This window comes from Nonomuraea sp. NPDC005650, from assembly GCF_040605375.1.
GTDB lineage: Bacteria > Actinomycetota > Actinomycetes > Streptosporangiales > Streptosporangiaceae > Nonomuraea.
Window position 1 is genome coordinate 380,531 of record NZ_JBEXCR010000005.1, and the last position, 20,344, is coordinate 400,874.

At 71.8% G+C, this 20,344-nt stretch carries 15 protein-coding genes; 8 read left to right on the plus strand and 7 right to left on the minus strand.

The window, feature by feature from the left end; genetic code table 11:
- The first annotated feature begins 136 nt into the window (after positions 1-136).
- Together ABZS69_RS11540 and ABZS69_RS11545 are read left to right on the plus strand one after the other, a co-directional pair.
- Complete coding sequence (locus tag ABZS69_RS11540; RefSeq protein WP_355369789.1) at positions 137-3,244, plus strand: ATP-dependent DNA helicase; 3,108 nt, start codon at positions 137-139, stop codon at positions 3,242-3,244.
- Entirely contained in the window at positions 3,238-6,519 is a 3,282-nt protein-coding gene (locus tag ABZS69_RS11545) for an ATP-dependent DNA helicase (RefSeq protein WP_355369791.1), read from the plus strand. The genes ABZS69_RS11540 and ABZS69_RS11545 overlap by 7 nt, the downstream gene beginning before the upstream one ends.
- Here ABZS69_RS11545 and ABZS69_RS11550 read toward each other — a convergent pair.
- From ABZS69_RS11550 to ABZS69_RS11565, 4 genes are read right to left on the minus strand one after another with little or no spacing between them, the layout of a single operon-like run.
- Positions 6,479-7,549, minus strand: a complete 1,071-nt coding sequence (locus tag ABZS69_RS11550) for a type III PLP-dependent enzyme (protein WP_355369793.1) — start codon at positions 7,547-7,549, stop codon at positions 6,479-6,481. The two genes, ABZS69_RS11545 and ABZS69_RS11550, sit on opposite strands and share 41 nt — an antisense overlap.
- Positions 7,546-9,078: an IucA/IucC family protein gene (locus ABZS69_RS11555; RefSeq protein ID WP_355369795.1), complete on the minus strand. Its 1,533-nt coding sequence runs from the start codon at positions 9,076-9,078 to the stop codon at positions 7,546-7,548. Before ABZS69_RS11555 ends, ABZS69_RS11550 begins: the two co-directional genes overlap by 4 nt.
- On the minus strand, positions 9,079-10,563 hold the full coding sequence (locus ABZS69_RS11560) for an IucA/IucC family protein (RefSeq protein WP_355369797.1): 1,485 nt from the start codon (positions 10,561-10,563) through the stop codon (positions 9,079-9,081).
- Positions 10,560-11,699 carry a siderophore biosynthesis protein gene (locus ABZS69_RS11565; RefSeq protein WP_355369799.1) on the minus strand — a complete coding sequence of 380 codons (1,140 nt, stop codon included), beginning with the start codon at positions 11,697-11,699 and terminating at the stop codon, positions 10,560-10,562. Before ABZS69_RS11565 ends, ABZS69_RS11560 begins: the two co-directional genes overlap by 4 nt.
- Positions 11,700-11,851: 152 nt before the next feature.
- Between ABZS69_RS11565 and nudC the strand changes: the two genes are divergently transcribed.
- Positions 11,852-12,820 carry an NAD(+) diphosphatase gene (gene nudC / locus ABZS69_RS11570; protein ID WP_355369871.1) on the plus strand — a complete coding sequence of 323 codons (969 nt, stop codon included), beginning with the start codon at positions 11,852-11,854 and terminating at the stop codon, positions 12,818-12,820.
- Here nudC and ABZS69_RS11575 read toward each other — a convergent pair whose 3' ends face one another.
- Both ABZS69_RS11575 and ABZS69_RS11580 read right to left on the minus strand, forming a co-directional pair.
- Positions 12,821-13,069 (minus strand): mycoredoxin, encoded by a 249-nt coding sequence (locus tag ABZS69_RS11575; RefSeq protein WP_355369801.1) that lies wholly within the window; start codon positions 13,067-13,069, stop codon positions 12,821-12,823.
- 154 nt (positions 13,070-13,223) lie between these two features.
- Complete coding sequence (locus ABZS69_RS11580) at positions 13,224-14,120, minus strand: alpha/beta hydrolase (RefSeq protein ID WP_355369803.1); 897 nt, start codon at positions 14,118-14,120, stop codon at positions 13,224-13,226.
- Between the two features lie 151 nt (positions 14,121-14,271).
- On the opposite strand from ABZS69_RS11580, the gene ABZS69_RS11585 reads away from it, so the two are divergent.
- The 4 genes from ABZS69_RS11585 (at position 14,272) to ABZS69_RS11600 (ending at position 18,302) form a co-directional block, all read left to right on the plus strand.
- Positions 14,272-16,308 carry an ATP-dependent DNA helicase UvrD2 gene (locus ABZS69_RS11585; RefSeq protein ID WP_355369873.1) on the plus strand — a complete coding sequence of 679 codons (2,037 nt, stop codon included), beginning with the start codon at positions 14,272-14,274 and terminating at the stop codon, positions 16,306-16,308.
- 77 nt (positions 16,309-16,385) lie between these two features.
- The gene (tesB, locus tag ABZS69_RS11590; RefSeq protein WP_355369805.1) at positions 16,386-17,255 is read left to right on the plus strand and encodes an acyl-CoA thioesterase II; all 870 of its coding nucleotides are present in this window, start codon (positions 16,386-16,388) and stop codon (positions 17,253-17,255) included.
- Between the two features lie 546 nt (positions 17,256-17,801).
- On the plus strand, positions 17,802-18,071 hold the full coding sequence (locus ABZS69_RS11595; protein ID WP_350725390.1) for a WhiB family transcriptional regulator: 270 nt from the start codon (positions 17,802-17,804) through the stop codon (positions 18,069-18,071).
- A 66-nt stretch (positions 18,072-18,137) separates the two neighbouring features.
- Positions 18,138-18,302 (plus strand): hypothetical protein, encoded by a 165-nt coding sequence (locus ABZS69_RS11600; RefSeq protein WP_355369807.1) that lies wholly within the window; start codon positions 18,138-18,140, stop codon positions 18,300-18,302.
- Positions 18,303-18,495: 193 nt separating this feature from the next.
- Here ABZS69_RS11600 and ABZS69_RS11605 read toward each other — a convergent pair whose 3' ends face one another.
- A complete protein-coding gene (locus ABZS69_RS11605) occupies positions 18,496-19,098 on the minus strand; it encodes a hypothetical protein (RefSeq protein WP_355369809.1) in 603 nt (200 codons plus the stop codon).
- A 78-nt stretch (positions 19,099-19,176) separates the two neighbouring features.
- Here ABZS69_RS11605 and ABZS69_RS11610 point away from each other — a divergent pair, with 78 nt between their 5' ends.
- On the plus strand, positions 19,177-19,806 hold the full coding sequence (locus tag ABZS69_RS11610; protein ID WP_355369811.1) for a TetR/AcrR family transcriptional regulator: 630 nt from the start codon (positions 19,177-19,179) through the stop codon (positions 19,804-19,806).
- Positions 19,807-20,344 lie beyond the last annotated feature (538 nt).

A 20,344-nucleotide genomic window follows, 5' to 3' on the forward strand; every position in this document is an offset into this window, starting at 1 on the left:
TACGGTAGGCGGATCGCGTGGGGAGACCGGGCAAGTCGGCACGATCTGTCCCTGTGGTCTGGTGGAATCTAGTGCTGTGAGTGGTCAGACCTGGCGGTTGGTGCGACGCGGCAACAGTGGCCCTGTTGCGCCCCCTGTGCTCGATGAGCACCAGCGTGCCGTGGTCGCCCACCAGAGCGGCCCGCTGCTCGTTCTCGCGGGTCCGGGCACCGGCAAGACCACCACGATCGTCGAGAGCGTCGTCGACAGGATCGAGCGGCGCGGTCTCGACCCCGAGCGCGTGCTCATCCTCACCTTCAGCCGCAAGGCCGCCGAGGAGCTGCGTCAGCGCGTCACCGCCCGCCTGCGCCGCACCACCCGCACCCCGCTGGCCCTCACCTTCCACTCCTACGCGTACGCGCTCCTGCGCCGCGAGTCGGTGCTGGAGGGCAAGGCCCCGCCGCGCCTGCTGACCGGCCCCGAGCAGCTCCTGGAGATCCGGCGGCTGCTCCACGGCGAGCTGGAGAAGGGCGCGCTCGACTGGCCGGTGTCGCTGCGCGAGCCGCTCAAGACGCGGGGCTTCGCCGAGGAGCTGCGCGACTTCCTGTCCAGGGCCAACGAGCGCGGGCTCGACGCCGAGCGGCTGATCGCCCTCGGCAGGCTGCACGGCAGGAGCGACTGGGCGGCGGCGGGCAGGTTCGCCGAGCGCTACCAGGACAGGTTCGACCTCGACCCGGAGGAGACCTACGACTACGCCGAGCTGATCGGGGCCGCCTCGGCGTTACTGGCCCGGCCGGAGGTGCGCGAGCGGGAGCGGGCGGCGCACGACGTGGTGTTCGTGGACGAATACCAGGACACCGACCCGGCACAGGAGTTCCTGCTGGCCCAGCTCGCCGGCGACGGCGCCGACCTGGTCGCGGTCGGCGACCCCGACCAGTCGATCTACGGCTTCAGGGGCGCCGACGTGCAGGGCATCATGAAGTTCCCCGAGCGGTTCAAGACCCTCGACGGCCGCGACGCGCCGGTGCTGGCGCTGCGGGTGTGCCGCAGGAGCGGGGCCGACCTGCTGGAGGCCTCCCGCCGGGTGGCGGCCCGGCTGCCGGTGGCGCCCATGCCCGACCACGCGTACGGGCACGAGCACGACCACCGCGACCTGGCGGCGCTCCCGGACGCCGACGCCGGTGACGCGCGGGTGCTGCTGGCCGACAGCACCAGCCAGGAGGCGGCGATCGTGGCCGACACGCTGCGGCGCGCGCACCTGATCGACGGGGTGCCGTGGCGCCGGATGGCGGTGCTGGTCCGCTCGGCCAAGCGCCAGGTGCCGCTGCTGCGCCGGGCGCTGGTCAACGCGGGCGTGCCGACGATGATCGCGGGCGACGAGGTGCCGATCGCGCAGGAGCCCGGCGTGCGGCCGCTGCTCACCATGCTCCGCGTGGCCATGGATCCCGCCCAGCTCGACGAGGGCGTGGCCGAGGAGCTGCTGACGGGCCCGCTCGGCGGCACGGACATGATCGGCGTGCGCCGCCTCCGCCGCGCCCTCAAGATCGCCGAGAACGAGGCCGAGGGCACGCGCTCGTCCGGCGAGCTGCTGGTCGCCGCCGTGCAGGACGTCAGGGAGCTCATCCGCGTCGAAGACCACGTCGCCGTCCCCGCCGAGCGCGTGGCCAAGCTCCTGGCCGCCGCCCGCGAGGCCGCGCAGCAGGAGGGGACGGCCGAAGACCTCCTGTGGGCCGTCTGGCACGCCAGCGGCCTGGCCGGGCGCTGGACCGAGCAGAGCCTGCAGGGCGGCCCCAGGGCCGCGCAGGCCGACCGCGACCTCGACGCCGTGGTGGCGCTGTTCGACCACGCTGCCCGGTTCGTGGACCGGATGCCCAAGGCGGGTCCCGAGGTGTTCATCGACGACCTGGCCGCCCAGGAGATCCCCGGCGACACGCTGGCCGACCGGGCTCCCGACGGCGACGCCGTACGCGTGCTGACCGCCCACCGCTCCAAGGGCCTCGAATGGGACGTCGTGGTCGTCGCGGGCGTCCAGGAGGGCGTCTGGCCCGACCTGCGCCTGCGCGGGTCGCTGCTCGGCGTGGAGGACCTCGTCGAGGTGGTCGAGGGCACCAAGCCCAACGCCGCCTCGCTGGTCTCCAAGCTGCTGGCCGAGGAGCGCAGGCTGTTCTACGTGGCCGCCACCAGGGCCAGGCGCAGGCTGGTGGTGACCGCGGTGGGCGGCGAGGACACCGACGAGCGCCCGTCCAGGTTCCTGTCGGAGCTGATGCCGGGAGCGGTGGAGTCGGCCACGGTGGACGACCGGGCCCGCTGGCTGAACATGTCCGCGCTGGTGGCCGACCTCCGCAGCGCGGTGACCGACCCCACCAAGCCCAGGAAGCTGCGGCAGACAGCGGCCAGGCAGCTCGCCCGGCTGGCCGCCGCGGGCGTCCAGGGGGCCCACCCCAACGACTGGTACGCCCTCACGCCCATCTCCGACGACCGCCCGCTGAGCTGGCCCGACGACGTCGTCAGCATCTCGCCCTCGGCGGTCGAGAGCTTCACCAAGTGCGGCCTGCGCTGGCTGCTGGAGACGGCCGTCGGCGCCGCGGGCACCAGCACCGCCCAGGGCCTGGGCAACATCATCCACGCCCTGGCCGTCCTGGCGGCCACCGACCTGCCCAGCGAGGACCTCCTGGGCGAGCGCCTCAACCAGGTCTGGGGCGACCTCGACTTCGGCGGCGTCTGGTACAACCGCAAGCAGCGCCAGGTCGCCGAGCAGATGATCGGCAAGTTCCTGCGCTGGCACAAGGAAAACCCGCGCGAGCTGGTGGCCCTGGAGGAGGCGTTCACGGCGATGGTCACCGAGGGCGTCCAGATCAAGGGCCGCGTCGACCGGGTCGAGCGCGACTCCGACAACCGCGCCGTGATCATCGACCTCAAGACCGGCGGCTCCAAGCCCAAGGCCGGCGACCTCGACCGCCATCCGCAGCTCGGCGTCTACCAGCTCGCCGCGCTGCTCGGGGCCTTCGCGCGCCACGGCATGACCGAGCCGGGCGGCGCCGCGCTGGTCCAGGTCGGCAAGGCGGCGGGCAAGAACGACGCACTGGAGCAGGCGCAGCCGCCGCTGGCCGACGACAGGGACCCAGGCTGGGCCGCGGACCTGGTCGACACAGTGGCGACCGGCATGTCGGGCCCGTTCTTCCAGGCCAAGGTCAACGACGGCTGCCGCACGTGCGCGGCCAGGGCGAGCTGCCCGGTCAACGACAACGGGGGCCAGGTGTGCTGACCCCCGCCGAACTCGCCGGCAAGCTCGGCATCCTGCCCCCCACCCGCGAGCAGGCCACGGTCATCGAGTCCCCGCTGGAGCCCATGGTCGTCATGGCCGGCGCGGGCTCGGGCAAGAGCGAGACCATGGCCGGGCGCGTGGTCTGGCTGGTCGCCAACGGCCTGGTCAAACCGGAAAACGTGCTGGGCCTGACCTTCACCCGCAAGGCCGCCGCCGAGCTGGCCAACCGGGTCAGGGAGCGCCTGAACGGCCTGGCCGAGGCGGGCCTGGTGGAGCCGGGCGCGCTCGACAACGAGCCGACCGTGTCCACCTACCACGCCTACGCCGCCCGCCTGGTCACCGACCACGCCCTGCGCGAAGGGCTGGAGCCCACCATGCGCCTGGTCACGCCGGCCGTGTCGTGGCAGCTCGCGTCGCGGGTGGTGGCGATGTACGACGGGCCGATGGACCGGATCGAGCTGGGCCCGCCGTCGGTCACCGCCGCGGTGCTGGAGCTGGCCGGCGAGCTGTCGGAGCACCTGCGATCGGCCGGCGACGTGCGGCGGGTGGGGGAGTGGCTGCGGGGCAGGCAGGACGCGCTGCCCGGCAGGACGACCGTGGCCCAGCGCAAGCCGCTCGGCGTCCAGGCCGCCCGGGAGCAGCTGCTGCCGATGGTGGAGGCGTACGAACGGCTCAAGCGCGGCCGCGAGGTCATCGACTACGGCGACCAGATGTCGCTGGCCGCCAGGATCGCCGCCAACCACACCGAGGTCGGCGAGATCGAGCGCGGCCGCTATTCCGTGGTCCTGCTCGACGAATACCAGGACACCAGCCACGCCCAGCTCGTCCTGCTGCGCTCGCTCTACGGCGGCGGCCACCCGGTCACCGCCGTGGGCGACCCCTGCCAGTCCATCTACGGCTGGCGCGGCGCCTCCGCGGGCAATCTCCGCCGCTTCCCCCAGGACTTCCGCACCAGCACCGGCGACCCCGCCGAGATCCGCCAGCTCAGCGTCAGCTTCCGCAACGGCGACCGGGTGCTCGACGTCGCCGCCCGCGTCCAGCTCCAGCTCCGCATGGAGGCCCGCGAGGTGCCGGTCCTGGTCCCCGGCCCCAACCGGGTCGACCGCGGCCGGGTCACCTGCGCCTTCCACGAGACGGCCGAGGACGAGGCCAGGTGGGTCGCCGACGGCATCGCCAGGATCCTGGGCACGGAGACGGCGCCCGACGGCCTGCCCTGGGGCGAGAAGGAGCGCAAGAAGACGCTCGCCGTGCAGCCCCAGGACGTCGCGATCCTGGCGCGCAAGCGCTCCCAGTTCCCCGCGCTGCGCAGGGCGCTGGAGGAGCGCGACATCCCGGTCGAGGTGGTCGGCCTCGGCGGCCTGCTGACCGTGCCCGAGGTGACCGACATCGTGGCCACCCTGCGCGTCCTGTACGACGCGACGGCCGGCGACGCGCTGGCCAGGCTGCTGGCCGGGCCCCGCTGGCGGATCGGCCCCGCCGACCTGCGGGTGCTGGGGGAGCACGCCAGGCAGCTGGCCCGCGAGCTGAGTGAGAGCGGCCGGGAGGAGGACCCGCTCGACCAGGTGGTGGCCGACCTGGCCGAGGAGCGCGGCAGCCTGGTCGACGCGCTGGACGAGCTGCCCGACAGGGAAGACTGGCTGGAGACGTTCTCGCCGCTGGCGAGCACCAGGCTCGTCGCGCTGGCCCACGAGCTGCGCCGGCTCAGGGCGCACACCGCGCAGCCGCTGCCCGACCTGATCAGCGAGGTCGAGCGGACGATCGGCCTCGACGTCGAGGTGGCCGCGCGCAGCGGCACGGCGAGCACGTTCGCGGCGCGGGCCGACCTCGACGCGTTCCTCGACGCCGCGTCCAGGTTCGCGGGCGACGCGGAGGACCCGACGCTGGGCGCGTTCCTGGCCTACCTGCAGGCGGCGGAGAGCGAGGAGTTCGGGCTGGAGGCGGGCCGGGTCGGCGACAGCAACAGCGTCAAGCTCATGACCGTCCACGCCTCCAAGGGGCTGGAGTGGCCGATCGTGGTCGTGCCCGGCCTGTCGCAGCTCGTGAGCTCGAAGGGGACGATCGCGACGGGCAGCATCTTCCCCGCCACCCCGGTCATGAACAGCCGCTGGACAGAAAACCCGCGCAAGCTCCCCTACCCGCTGCGCGGCGACGCCGCCGACCTGCCCAGGCTGGGCGGGCTGAGCAAGGAGGAGCTGGGCGCGTTCGACGAGCACTGCCGCGAGCGCGACCTGATGGAGGAGCGCAGGCTGGCGTACGTGGCCGTGACCCGCGCCCACTACCACCTGATCGCCTCCGGCTATCGCTGGGGCAGCGCCACCAAGCCCCTGGAGCCGTCCGACTTCCTGCTGGAGATCCGCGACACCGCCGACCGCGTCTCGTTCTGGGCCGGCGACCTGGCCGACGGCGCCACCAACCCGCTGCTCGCCGAGCCCGCCGAGGCCATCTGGCCGGTCACGCCCGAGGGCCTGCGCTACGAGTCGGTGCTCGACGGCGCCCGCCTGGTCGAGGACGCCCTGGCCGGGGCGCTCGCCGACGAGGAGGACGAGCCGCTGCGCGCGTTCGAGGAGGAGCGGCTGCGGGCCTGGGAGCGCGACACCGAGCTGCTGCTGCGCGAGCGGGAGCTGCACCGGCGCAGGCCGGCCACGATCGTCGAGCTGCCGGCCAAGCTGACCGTGTCGTCGCTGGTCACGCTGGCCGGCGATCCGCGCGAGCTGGCCCGCAGGATCCGCCGCCCCGTCCCGGTCAAGCCCGCGCCGCTGGCGCGCCGGGGCACGTCGTTCCACAAGTGGCTGGAGACGCGGTGGGACCAGCAGCGGCTGATCGACGACCTGGAGTTGTACGACGAGGAGCTCGAAGAGGCGGACGTGCGCCTGGCCGAGCTGCAGGAGCGGTTCGAGCAGAGCGAGTGGGCCGATCGGCGGCCGGTCGATCTGGAGGTGCCGTTCGAGACCATGATCGCCGACCGGCTCGTGCGCGGGCGGATGGACGCGGTCTTCGAGCTGCCCGACGGCGGCTACGAGGTCGTCGACTGGAAGACCGGCGTGCCGCCCAGGGGGAAGAAGGCCACCAGGGTGGCGTCGGTGCAGCTCGCCGCGTACCGGCTGGCCTGGTCGCACCTGGCGGGGGTGCCGCTGGAGAAGGTGCGGGCGGCCTTCCACTACGTACGCGCCAACCGCACCGTCCGCCCGGTCGACCTGCTCGACGCCGACGGCCTGGTCGCGATCGTCGAGGGTGTCAAGCTCGTAGATAGTGAAACGACGGCTTCGGGTGCATGAGGAAGTCGTGGTGCGAGATGTTCCAGGCGTAGGCCCCGGCCATCTCGAAGACCACGGTGTCCCCGACGCGGGCCGAGGTCACGATTTTTCGGGAGAAGACGTCTTTCGGGGTGCACAGCTGGCCGACGAAGGTGATCGGCTCGTCCGCCACGCCCGGCCCTTCGCCCGTGGGCAGGATCGTGAACGGCTGGTCGTGGCCCTTGGTCGCCGGGGTCCGCAGGTGGTGGGTGCCGCCCAGCAGGATCGCGTACGCCTCGCCGCGCACCCGCTTCACGTCCACGACCCTGGTCACGTAGTAGCCGCAGTACGCCGTCAGCGCCCTGCCGGGCTCGATCCGCAGGAGTCGCCCGCCCCGGAGGGCCGCGAGGCCCGCCCCGTACGCCGCCCAGTCGAACCTGGACTCCGGCGCCGCGTACGACACCGCCATGCCGCCGCCCAGGTTGACCTCCTCGTGCTCGTTGTCCAGCAGAGCCTTGGCGAGGGTCAGCAGCTGCGGGGCGTCCAGGCCGCTGGCCAGGTGGGTGTGCAGGCCGCGCAGGCGTACCCGGTCGGTGAACAGCGGCAGGCACTCCTCCACGCCCCGCTCGTCCATGCCGAACGGCCCGCTCATCGTGAGCGCGGCGCCCTCGACCGGCAGGTCGGGGTTGAGCCTGAGCAGCACGTCGGCCTCCAGCCCGGTGGCGAGGAGGCGGCGCAGCTCGTTCGGGGACTCGACGTGGATGCGGTGGTGCGGCAGGCGCAGCTCGGCGTCGGTCTTGCCGGGCCCGCCGAGCGCGACCGGTTTGCCGGGGAACAGGGTCGTGACGTGCGCGTGCTCGCCCGCCGACGACGCCTCGAACCCGTCCACTTGCCCGGCCAGCACGCGCAGCAACTCGGCGTCCGGGTTGGCCTTGACGGCGTAGTACAGCTCGACCGCGCCGAGCGCCCGCCGTACGGCGGCGGCGTGCTCGTCCAGCGCGGGCAGGTCGTACAGGTAGGCGGGGGCCTCAGCGAGGCGCAGGGCGGCGTCCTGGACGCAGTCGGTGATCATGCGAGCGGGTTCGCGATCGGGACGTAACCGGCGGTCCGGTCGGCCGCCCGCGCCCAGCGGACGCCCAGGTTCGCCTTGGCGGGCAGTGGCGCGCCGGCCAGCAGGTCCGACAGCGGCAGCGGCCGGCCGAGGTCGCCCGCCTGGCCGGCGAGCAGGTCGCGGGCGATCCGCCACAGCTCGCGCAGCAGCCCGTCGTCCGCTCCCGCGACCGTGGCGGCGATCTCGGTCAGGTGGTTGACCAGCAGGCAGTACACCACGCGGGCCCAGCCGCGCTCGGCGTCGTAGGTCAGGGCCGCGGCCACCTCGGGGCGCAGGCCGTCGAGGTCGTGGCGGCCGGCGACGAGCTTGGTGCCCTCCAGGTCGCGGAAGACGGACTCAGCGGGGAGACCGTCCGCGTCCAGGCCGACCAGGACGTTCTGAAGGTGGGGCTCCAGAACCACGCCGTACGCGAAATACAGCTCCATGACGGGCAGCGCCACCGCCGCCACGTACGCCCGCCACCAGGCGAGCGGGTCCGCGACCGGCGCGTCGAGGGCGAGCGCGGCGGCCAGCACCGGGGTCACGCCGGGGGAGCAGGCGGTCCAGGGGCTCTGCCGGACGATCACGCCCAGGCCCTCGTGGAGGCGGGTGCCGAGGGCCGCCGAGCGGTAGCCGGGCTCGGGGAGCCAGCGGGTGGCCGGGTGCCTGTTGGCGACCTCCTTGAAGATCGGGCCCAGGCGGGAGGTGAGCTCGACGGCGCCGGCCAGCTCGTACCAGGCGTTCTTGCGCACGCAGTTCGTGATCCGCACGTCCAGGGAGAACTTCAGGCACGCCTCCGCCCCGGGCGCGTACACGGTCCGCACGGACGAGGTCGGCAGCACCTCCGGCCCCGGCCCCAGGTCGATCAGCTCGGCCCCGAACGCGGGCCGCAGCAGCTCCAGCTGCCACGGGTGCGCGGGAAGCAGCCGGTAGCCGCGCGGCGCCTCGCCCATCGAGTCGAGCACCGACGCATCGCCGCCCTCGGCGAGCACGTCCTCGCGCACGCCGAGCAGCCGGACGGGGAACCGGGCGTGCGCCTCGGGCGCGTAGCGCAACCAGCCGTCCCCGCCGCGCGCCTTGGGGCTGGGGTGGAAGGGATGGCCGTACACCAGCGACTGCTCCGAGGCCAGCCACGGATCGGCGGGCGGGACGGCGTCCTCCCGGGCGCGCAGGATCGCGGCCACGGCCTCGCGGCTGGCCACCACCTGCTCGGCGAACTCGCCGTTCTCCCCGTGGAGGTCGGACCCGGCCAGGAGAACCAGCTCGTCGGTCGTCAGGGGCTGCCAGGCGCCCTCCTCCAGGCGCTCAGGCCGGCCGTCGAAGCGCAGCGCCGCGCCGCCGTGCGTGCGGACCCGCAGCAGCGTGCCCGCCACCCGCAGCAGCAGGTACGGCGGCGCGGGCCAGACCAGGCCGCGCGGCCCGGCCACCTCCCGCACGCAGCAGCGCAGCAGGGCCGCCAGCGTCGCCTCCTCGGCCAGGGCGGAGGTCGCGTCGATGGCCGGAGCGTGCATTCATGGTCTCCTCAGGTAGTTGGGCCCGCTGGTGCCGTAGAACTTGTTGACGTCGCGGGCGCCGGAACGTTCCTTGGCCACGAGCGTCCCAGCGGTGATCATGGACTTGCCGGTGAGCCTGGCCGCGTCCAGGGTTCTGGCGCGCAGGATCCTGGCCATGGGGTCCTCGCCGTACTCGTCGAGCGCCTCGGCCAGCGTGCCGCGCAGCAGGGCCGCGGCCTCGGCGTGCGGCATCGCCCCGAACGCCACGGCGGCGGCGGCCAGATGCAGCGTGATGGTCACGAACACGTCGGCCAGCGCGTGCGGATCGTCGCTCAGCATCCGCTCGTCGGCGAACTCCGGCACCCGGATCCCGGCCGCCCGCAGCCGCGCGGGCGAGGCCAGCAGGCCGTCGTTGTCCTTGACGAGCAGCCGCATCCGGTCTCCTTCGAAGACCAGGGCGAGGTTCTGCTGGTGGGCTTCGAGCGCCACGCCGTACCGCACGAAGAGCCGTACGTTCCAGCGCAGCAGCAGCCGCAGGTAGGCAGGGACGACGTCGCCGAGCCCGTCCAGCACCCCGGGCGCGGCCAGCGCGGCCACCGGCACGATCTTCCCCGCGGGCAGCCGCCGGACCATCCAGGCGAGGTACTCGTGCCCGGCGTGCGCGTGGACCTGCTCGTCGGCCAGCGCCACCTCCGGGCCGGCCAGCTCGCGGAGCAGCAGCTCGGCCTTCGCGCCGTCGCTCAGCGTGCCCGGCTTGATCGACCGCCTGTTCCGGACGCCCAGGGTGCTGATGGGGAGGGGAAGCTTGAGGTGGGTGCGCGGGTCGATCTCGACGGTCCGCATGGACAGCGTGGGCCGAACGGTCAACCGCGCCTCGTCGAGCACCCGTACCCCGTCGATCTTCCGCACCTCGCCGACCGTCAGCGGGTGCACGGGGAACAGCGCCTCGTCCGGACCGAGCTCCCACGGGCCAGCGTCGGCGGGGAAGCGCGCGGCGGAGCCCGGCGCGAGCGAGCGGCGCGGCACCGCCGCCCACCGCAGCTCGAACGAGGGCGCGAACTCCGGCGCGTAGGCCAGCAGCTCCTGCTCCGACAGCCCCACCCGGGCCCGGGACGTCGGATAGACGGGATGATCCACGAAGGCGGCCAGCGACTCGTAGGAGGGGCCGCGCCCGAGCACCTCGCCGGCCCGCGAGTCGTGCAGCTCCAGAGCGGCCAGGGCCGCCAGGCACTCCTCGAAGAAGGCCGCGACCCCCTCCGCGTCCGCCGGGTCCGCGACCTCCACCAGCGTCTCCAGCACCTGCTCCAGCCCGAGCCGCTCCTCCGGGGCGACCACGAAGTCCTGGAACAGCGCGCCGGGCGCCAGCCACACCCATCGGCCGTCCGCCAGCAGCAGCCCCACGCCGTCCTTCGTCCGGCTGATCCGGGAGGACAGCCCGCCGTAGTCCTCGCGCAGCAACGCGTTCAGGACCCGGGCGGCCAGGTAGGCCTCCCGATCGCTCATTCGACCACCCACGGCCGCGCGGCGCGGTAGGCCTCGACGGCCGCGTCCACGGCCTCCCGCGAGGGGCCGACGGCGCGTACGACGCCCAGGTAGTCGCGGTTCGTGTGGGTGAGCGACACGACGTCCCCGACGGCGCGCAGCGGCCGGTGCCACAGCCGGACGTCCCCTTCGACGACGGTCTCGGCCCCGGGGGCGTCCTTGACGGTCCCCGACCGGTCGGCGACCAGGCTGACCGCAGTCCCGTACGAGGAAATTTCCGGAATGTCGGGCACGGGCTCCCCGAGATGCGCCCGCAGGATCCACTCGAACAGCGGCACCCCGAGCACATCGCCGAGCAGGAAGTCGCAATGGTCGCCGATCACCCGATAGTTCACCTCGACGATCCGAGGCCCTCGCGGGGTGACCACGTACTCGGTGTGGCAGGCCCCGAACCCGGCCCCCAGCGCCCGCAGCGCCGCCAGCACGTGCTCGTGAGACCCGTCCCGCGGAGCCCAGTCGAGCCGTTCCTCGACGAAGTACGGCAGCGCCCCCAGCGTCGTCTCGAACCCGCCGAGCACCCGCGTCCCGGACGCGTCCCCGAGCGTCTCCAGCGTCCGCAGCGGCCCTTCGAGGTACTCCTCGGCGACCAGCGTCTCGCCCGGCCGCCGCTTCCTGACCTGGGCCACGGCGGCGGCCAGGTCGCGTTCGACGAGCATGACGTCCTCGCTGGCCACGCCCTCGCGCGGCTTCAGCACGACCGGGTAGGGCAGGCGCTCGGGCACCGGATCGCCGGGCGCGAGCCGGATCGACCACACCTGCTCGACCCCGGCCTCGTGGAGCCTGCGACGCATCAGAAACTTGTTCTTGGCGGCCAGGCAGGCGCGCCAGTCCTTCCCCGGCAGGCCGAAGTAGTCCGCCGCGAGCGCGGTCTCCGCCTGCAGGTGGTCGGAGTTGGTGAAGATCGCGTCCGGCCTGCCGAGGCTCTCGACGGCGTCGATGAGGGCGCGCGGGTCCCGTACGTCGCACGCCACCGCGTACGGATGCCGCTCCGGCCGATCCGTCAGGACCGTGACCTCCAGGCCCAGCGCCTCGGCCGCGGGCAGGAAGCCGTACGTCACGGAATCGGTTGTCTTGAGCGCGGTCAGATAGAGCCGCAACGCGAAGGCACCCCCGGGGTATCAGGTAAGGCTAACCTAACTCGTTGATCTTAGCCTTAGAGAGATCGCCCCGGGGCCCGGATACCGTAATCGCCGGCTAACTGCGAGGTCATAGGATGACAGGGGATTTCGGGAGGGGGCGGCCTGTGGAGATGACCGCGGAAGAGCAACTCATCGGGCCTCTGCTTCTGGCGCGCGGCACGATCGACAGATCCTCGGCGCTGCGGGCCAACGAGCAGTGGCTGGAGCGGGCGTGGTCCGATCCGTCGACGAAGGTGCTGGTGATCGACGACGGTCACACACTGGTGCGGCGGTCGGGCGACGAGGTGCAGGCGGTGCTGTACTCACCGGGCGACGCGCCGCAGGGCGAGCGTTACCTGCTCGGGGTCGAGGAGGGCGTCGCCTACTTCGCGGTGGCCGCGCCGCTGCCCGGCGTGCCCAGAGGCGACGTCAACGGCCGGGTGACCGTCCCCATGAGCCTGCGCGACACGCCGGAGGGCCAGCCGGTGGCGGCCGGGCTGCGCCAGGTGGGGGGCCTGCTCGGCGACCGCGACGCGGGCCTGCTGGTCTACGCCGTGGCGCTGGAGGCGTGGCACACGACCCACGAATACTGCCCGCGCTGCGGCACCCGCACCGACGTGCAGGCCGGGGGGCACATCAGGGTCTGCCCGCAGGACGGCAGCCAGCACTTCCCCCGGGTCGACCCCGCGGTGATCATGCTGGTCCGCGACGAGAGCGACCGCTGCCTGCTCGCCCGCGGCCCGCAGTGGCCGGAGGGCCGGCTGTCGATCCTGGCGGGGTTCGTGGAGCCGGGGGAGTCGCTGGAGCACGCCGTCGCCCGTGAGGTGGCGGAGGAGGTGGGCGTCACCGTCGTCCGCCCGCGCTACCTCGGCAGCCAGCCCTGGCCCTTTCCGCGCAGCCTCATGCTCGGCTTCTTCGCCGAGGCCACGTCGACCGAGCTCACGCCGGACGCCGAGGAGATCGCCGAGGCCCGCTGGTTCTCGCGCGAGGAACTGGCGCGAGCGCTGGAGACCGGCGAGCTGCGCCTGCCCCCGCCGGTGTCGATCGCCCGCCGCCTGATCGAGACCTGGTACGGCGGCGAGCTGACCGGCGACTGGTGATCAGGCGGCCCCGAGCAGGGCCTTGACCTCGCGGGCCGAGGGGTTCGTGCGCACGACGCGGCCGTCGGGGGTCTCGATCACCACGGTCGGCACCACCTGGTTGCCGTTGTTGACGCTCATGACGAACTCGGCCGCCGCCGGGTCGCGCTCGATGTCGACGTCCTTGAAGCTGATGCCCTCGCGGGTGAGCTGAGACTTGAGCCGCTTGCAGGGGCCACACCAGGTGGTGCTGTAGACCGTGAGCGCCATGTCGGGAGATCCCTCCGGAGGTCAGCAAAATAGGCGTTCCATGCAACAACCGGACTGTGCAAGTTCATTCCTGAGGCGGGGCGTCCCGCCTCAGGGTGCTCTGCCTCAGCTCTGCCTCAGCTCTGCCTCAGCTCTGCCTCAGCTCTGCCTCAGCTCAGCCGATGCGGTCGGCGATCCAGGCCTGCACCTGCTCGGCCACCCCGGGCTCGCGGTAGAGCGGGTTGCTGTGGTTGACGCCCGGCTGGGTGATCACCGTCACGGGCACGCCCACCTGCCCCAGCATCGTCTTGAGCAGCTGGCTCTGCACCGGCGGCACGAACTCGTCCTTGGAATGCACGGTCAGCATCGGCGCGTCCTTGCGGCTGGCGTGCCAGGCCACCTCCATGCTGGCCCAGATCCGCGAGCACTTGCCCTTGGGCGCGCAGCCTCCGGCCAGGCGGATGGCGGCCGTACGCAGCTTGCGCTTGTTGGGGTCCTGCGACTTCTCGCCGTCGGAGTAGGCGCGCAGGGGCGAGATGATCGGCGAGAGGCCGACGACGCCCTTGAGGCCGCTGATGCCGTCGCCGTACGTGCCCACGGCCGCCGCGATGTGGCCGCCGGCGGAGAAACCCACCACCACGTAGTTGCTCGCGTCGAACGCCCACCGCTCGGCGTGCTTGCGGGCCATTGAGATGGCGGCCAGCGCGTCAGAGCGCTGCGCGGGCCACGCCGCGTCGCCGGAGAGGCGGTAGTTGAGGTTGAAGACCGTGTAGCCCTGCTCGGCGTACTGGCGGACGATCTCCTTCATGTAACGCTTGTCGCCGCCGGACCACCAGCCACCGTGGATCAGGAAGACGCCCGGGCGCTCCTGGCCGTCGGGGGTCCACCAGACATCCATGGCCTGACGTGCCTGGGGGCCGTACGAGACGGTCTCGGTGGAGAAGCCGCCGAGCCCGTACTGGTCGACGGCGTCCGTGGGGCCGGGCGTCGGCTCCTTGTTGGCGCTGGCGGCCACGGGCGTGAGCACGACAGCAGCAAGGGCGAGCACGCCCGCGAAAACCGCAGTTCGCACGGCCTTCCTTTCCCCCATGCAGATGGTCGGACCCATTGTGAGGGAAGAGACCGGTTCTTTGCATCTGGTGGCTATGAACATACGTCGGCCCGCATGTTGCCAGAATAAAGAGGGTCTCCGCTACACCTGCGAGTATGTACGGGTGAACAACATGGATGACGTCCTGGCCGGTCTCGACCCCGAGCAGCGCGCGGTGGCCGAGGCGGTGCGCGGGCCGGTGTGTGTGCTGGCCGGCGCGGGCACCGGCAAGACCAGGGCGATCACCCATCGCATCGCGCACGCGGTCCGCAGCGGGGTGGTCGACGCGCAGAGCGTGCTCGCTGTGACGTTCACCACTCGCGCGGCGGGGGAGTTGCGCCAGCGGCTGCGCGCGCTCGGGGCGCCCGGCGTGCAGGCCCGCACGTTCCACGCGGCGGCGCTGCGGCAGCTCACCTACTTCTGGCCGAGGGTCATCGGCGGCTCGGCGCCCTCGGTGATCGAGTCCAAGCTCCCGGTGCTGGTGGAGGCCTGCCGCCAGATCCGGAAAAATCCGGATCGGTCCGAGTTGCGGGACATCGCGGCCGAGCTCGAATGGGCCAAGGTCACCCAGATCGGCCCGGAGGACTACGTGGGGGCCGCGGCCAAATACCACCGCACGCCCCCGGTCCCGCCGGAGGAGGTGGCCCGCCTTTACGAGGCGTACGAGCAGATCAGGCGCGAACGCCACCTGGTCGACTTCGAGACCATCCTGGAGCTGACCGCGGCCGTGATGACCGAGCACCAGGAGGTCGCGGCGCAGATCCGCCAGCAATACCGCTATTTCGTCGTCGACGAGTACCAGGACGTCAACCCGCTGCAGAAGCTCCTGCTCGACACCTGGCTCGGGGGCCGCGACGACCTCTGCGTGGTCGGCGACCCCAACCAGACCATTTACTCCTTCACCGGCGCCACCCCGCGCTACCTGACGGGCTTCGCGGTGGAGCATCCCGGCGCCGCCGTCATCAAGCTGGTGCGCGACTACCGCTCGACCCCGCAGGTGGTCGACCTGGCCAACCGGCTGGTCGTCAGGTCTCCGCACCGGCTCGACCTGGTGGCCCAGCGTCCCGACGGCCCCAAGCCGTCGTTCTCCGACTACGACGACGAGCCCGCCGAGGCCGCCGGGGCGGCCCGCGCGATCAGGAAGCTCCTGGACAAGGGCGTGCCCTCGCGGGAGATCGCGATCCTGTTCCGCGTCAACTCACAGTCGGAGGCGTACGAGGAGGCCCTGTCCAAGGCCGAGATCCCGTACATGCTGCGCGGCGCCGAGCGCTTCTTCGACCGCCCGGAGGTCCGCCAGGCGGTCGTCCTGCTGCGCGGCGCCGCCCGCTCCGACACCGGGGAGCCCCTGGCCTCGGAGGTCCACCACATCCTCGCCGGCGTCGGCCTGACCCCTTCCCCTCCTGGGGGCGGCAAGGCGAGGGAGAAGTGGGAGTCCTTGAAGGCGCTGGCCGACCTGGCCGAAGACCTGGCGGCCGAGGGCGCCGACCTGTCCGCGTACGTGGCCGAGCTGGAGCGCCGGGCCTCCGAGCAGCACGCCCCGCCCGTGGAGGGCGTCACGCTGGCCTCCCTCCACGCCGCCAAGGGCCTGGAGTGGGACGCCGTCTTCCTGGTCGGCCTGACGGACGGCATGCTCCCCATCATCTACGCCGAGACCCCGGAGCAGATCGAGGAAGAACGCCGCCTCCTCTACGTGGGCGTCACCCGCGCCCGCGAACACCTCTCCCTCTCCTGGGCCGGAGCCCGCGCCCCCGGCGCCCGCAGGACCCGCCGCCCCTCCCGCTTCCTCGACGGCCTCGCCCCCCGCACCTCCTCGTCGCCGCCCCGCATCTCCACCTCCTCGCCCCGGGAGCGGCGTCCGGTGGCGGCGCCGGTGAGCTGCCGGGTGTGCGCCAAGACGCTGGTCGCGGCGGCCGAGCAGAAGCTGGGCCGCTGCTCCACGTGCCCGGCGGACTACGACGAGGCCCTCCTCGAACGGCTGAAGGCCTGGCGCACCACCGTCGCCAAGGAGTCCAAGGTCCCGCCGTACGTCGTCTTCACCGACGTGACCCTCCAGGCCATCGCCGAGCGCGCGCCTGCCACGGAGCAGGAGCTGCTGTCGATAGCGGGCATCGGCAGGATCAAGGTCGACCGCTACGGCGAGGCCGTCCTGTCCCTCTGCCGCGCCGACTGACAGCCCCGCTTTAGTCCCGTACAAGGGGCACGTCAGACTTGTCCCCAACACCCGAGAGCACAAGGGGGGGCGAACCCGTGAACGAGGCGCTGAAGGAGCTGCTGGACCTGCTCGACCTGGAGCAGATCGAGCTGGACATCTTCCGGGGAAGGAGTCCGGAGGAGCGCATCCAGCGGGTCTTCGGCGGTCAGGTGGCGGCCCAGGCCCTCGTGGCGGCCGGCCGTACGGTCCCGAAGGACCGGAACGTCCACTCTCTGCACGCCTACTTCATCCGGCCGGGCGATCCCGCCGTCCCGATCGTCTACAACGTCGAACGCCTCCGGGACGGCCGTTCGTTCACCACCCGCAGGATCGTCGCCATCCAGCACGGCAAGGCGATCTTCACGATGTCGGCGTCGTTCCACATCGCGGAGGAGGGCGTGGCGCATCAGGCGTCCGAGATGCCGCAGGTGCCCGACCCCGAGTCGCTCCCCACATTCCAGGACAGGATGCACGAGGCGGTCGGCGACCACCCGGACCTGCGCGAGTGGTTCTCGCGTCCCCGCCCGGTGGACGCCCGATACGTCTCGCCGCTCACCTGGGAGGCGTTCAAGAACCCCGAGCTGCGCAGCGCCCAGACCAACGTGTGGTTCCGCTACCACGCCGACCTGCCCGACGACCCGCTCCTGCACGTCGTGCTGGCCGCGTACGCGTCCGACTTCACGCTGGTCGACACGATCCTGCTGACCCACGGCATGGCCTGGGGCGCCTCGAACGTCTCCGGCGCCTCGCTGGACCACGCCATGTGGTTCCACCGCCCCTTTAGGGCCGACGACTGGTTGCTCTATGCTCAGGAGTCCCCCTGGTCGGGGGGAGCTCGGGGCCTTGCCCGCGGCGAGATGTTCACCGCGTCCGGGGAGCTCGTGGTCTCGGTCGTCCAGGAGGCCATGATCCGCCTGACGAAATAGTGCTCGACACGCCGCGTGCAATAGGCCGTCAGGCGCGGTCAATGTAACAAAATCGCAGGTAGAAAATATGTTGCCCGTTCCCGGGTTCCCGGTCTAGGGTCATGGTCAAGCGAGTCGGACACTACTGTTCCGACGGTCTCAAGAGTGGAGGTGAGTCACCGGTGATCAGCATTCAGATGTCAGCCACGCAGTGGCTCGCTTCCGCGTGCCGTAACTCGGTGAGACTCGTTGATGGTCCCACCAAGCTGCGGCAGGAGAAGTCTGCCCGTAGCCAGGCCGCCGCCTTCCGCGCGCGCTTCCACGCCGCGCCAGCTGCTCCTGTCTACAAGGCACGTATCGAACTGCCGGCCTACCAGCTCACCAAGGGTGGACTGTGGGGTCCGCAACCCTGGAGGGATGCACCGGTCATAACCTGACCGGCGTATTGCAGCCCACCAGGCCGCGGATCCACAGACGGATCCGCGGCCTTACTTATTTGCCCGTGTTTCCCGACCACCTACGAGGTGCCCGACCAAGATCAAAAAGATCGACAAAAGGAGAAAGCAGATGGGGGCGAAGACGATCATGGACCTGATCGACGAAGCCAAGATCCCCTGCCGTACCGACCCTGACCTGTGGTTCGCCGAGTCGCCGGAGGACGTCGAGTTCGCGAAGGCTCTCTGCGGCGGCTGCCCGATCCAGAAGGCCTGCCTGGCCCGCGCGCTCGAGCGCGAGGAGCCGTGGGGCGTCTGGGGCGGCGAACTCATCCTCAGGGGAGCGATCGTTCCCCGGAAGCGTCCGCGCGGGCGTCCCCGCAAGCACCCGGTCGCTGCCTGACCACCGCACCAACTACCAGAAAGCGAACACATACCAATGAGCACTCAGATCACGAGGAGCCGAGCAGTGCCGGATCTCATCCATGACCTGGTGAATGACCGAATACAAACCCTCCACCGAGAGGCGGAGGAGCAGCGCCTCATCGCCCGCGTCACGCGCGTGCAGCGTGCGCGACGCAAGGTCAAGCAGGCGAACGACCGCCTCCGCGAGGCCCTGAGCCGTCAGATGTGATCCGGGAGATCCTGCCGCCGGCGCAGGATCTCCCACCGGATCCTTTAGAGAGCCGGGCGCCGCCAGCGCCCGGCTCTCCCCTTTTACGGACGTGCCCCAGCCCGTTGACTGGTTCGGCTCCTCCCGGACCTCCCGCCAGAACCCCAGAACCCCAGAACCTCGGAACCCCGGGACTGGAGCGATGATGGTGCTTTCAGGCCGTCGGCCGGATGCCCGGCGTCTGTGGCGGATGCGCGACGAGCTCCTCCTCCGCCGCGCCCCACAGCCGGGCCGCCATCCAAGCGACCCCGACCGCCGCCACCACCAGCCCAGTCAGATAAACCGGCAGCGGCACCACGTTCCGCAAAGACCCGGGAACCATCCCCACCGCATATAGCACCACACCGACCACGGGCATGCCCCCGCTCCTGATCGCCGCCACGCTGAAGGTCAGCACCCCCGCCAACAGCACGGCCGACGTGACCAGGAACGCTCGCCCCGTGCTCCCGGCCAGCAGCTCGCTGACCGTGCCCCCGCCGAGGTAGGGGAAGACGAAGTGCAGGATGTACTCGATGGCGAACGCCCCGGCCAGCCCGGCCGAGTTGAGCACGTACCCCACGAGTCCGAGGCCGCCCGCCGTACCCCGGATGAGCAGGTAGATGCCGGTGATCGCGAGGAGGCCCGTCAGCGCCCCGAACGGCGCGATGGCGTGCGTGAACGCCGTCTCAGGCAGGAGCCCGGCGCGTCGAGCCGAGTTCACCACGAGCAGGACGGCACACACGAACCCCGCCGCCGCCGTGACCCGATAGACACCCATCTCTGGAGCCCTTTCTCTCGGTGATATCAAGCGATAACGATCGTTATGATGCGCGTTATCGCCGGATATGGTGAGAGTGTGCCGAGAGACGTAAGCACCCCGAAAGAACTCGGCGCGCTGCGCCAGGACCTGCTCGACGCGGCCATGCGCGTTCTCCGCGAACAGGGCGCCCTCCACCTCACCCTCCGCCGCGTCGCGGACGTCGCCGGCACCTCCACGATGGGCATCTACACCTGCTTCGGCGGCCGCGCCGGCCTCCTGGAAGCGATCTACGAGTACGGCTTCAGCATTCTTCACGACGCCATGGCCACATCGCTGAACGGCCACGCCGACCCGCTCGCTCGGATCATGGCGGTGGCGCGCGGCTACCGGGAGTTCGCGCTGGCGGATCCCGCTCTCTATGCGCTGATGTTCGAGCGCCCGCTCCCCGACTTCGACCCTTCACCCCAGCGCCGCAACGACGCCCTCAGCCTCACCTTCGACCTCCTCACCCAAGCCACCACGGCCGCGGCCCAGACTGGGCTCATCCAGTCGAACGACCCAGTACGCGCCGCGTACCTGGTGTGGACCACCATCCACGGCATCGTCAGCATCGAACTGACCTGCTCACTCCGCAGCCCGCTCCCGGGCTGGTTCCTGAACTCTCGCGAGGAAGGCGAACGCGTGCTCACCGACGGCGTCCACGCCCTACTCTCCGGTCTGACCTGAACGGCCGCCGACACCGACACCATCGGACGACGCGCGCCCTTCTGCCCGCGCACCACCGCCATGAGGGTGCCCTGAAGTTGCCCGCCCACCGACCTCGATGCCGACACCGCGGGAAAGAGCGCTCTGCTGTCGTCCGTGAGGTCGGCGCTGCCGGACGGGACCCTTCTACCTGTCCATTGGGCAGTGGCGCGATACCGCCGCAAGAGACCTCCTGCTGCTGTCCGCTCACCGTTGCCGGTGTCGGCACGGCACGTGGGTGTGCTGCACCGTCCACCCTCGGGCATCGGATCGGCGCCGTGGGACGACGTGCGCTGCCGCTCTCTCGCGGACCTCGGCGCATCCCGCAGGAGGCAGTGTCCAAACCGTGGTCCGCTCACCGTCGCCGGTGCCGCATGCAAAAGCCGTGCCCAGGTCCCGCCGCTCGCTGGCCGGGGCCGGCGTCGGCACCGAAGCAAGGAGTGCGTCGCAGATCGCCCGCAGGCGCGCCGGCATCGGTGCTGCTGTCCGTCCTCAGGCACCCCATCGGCACATGGGACGA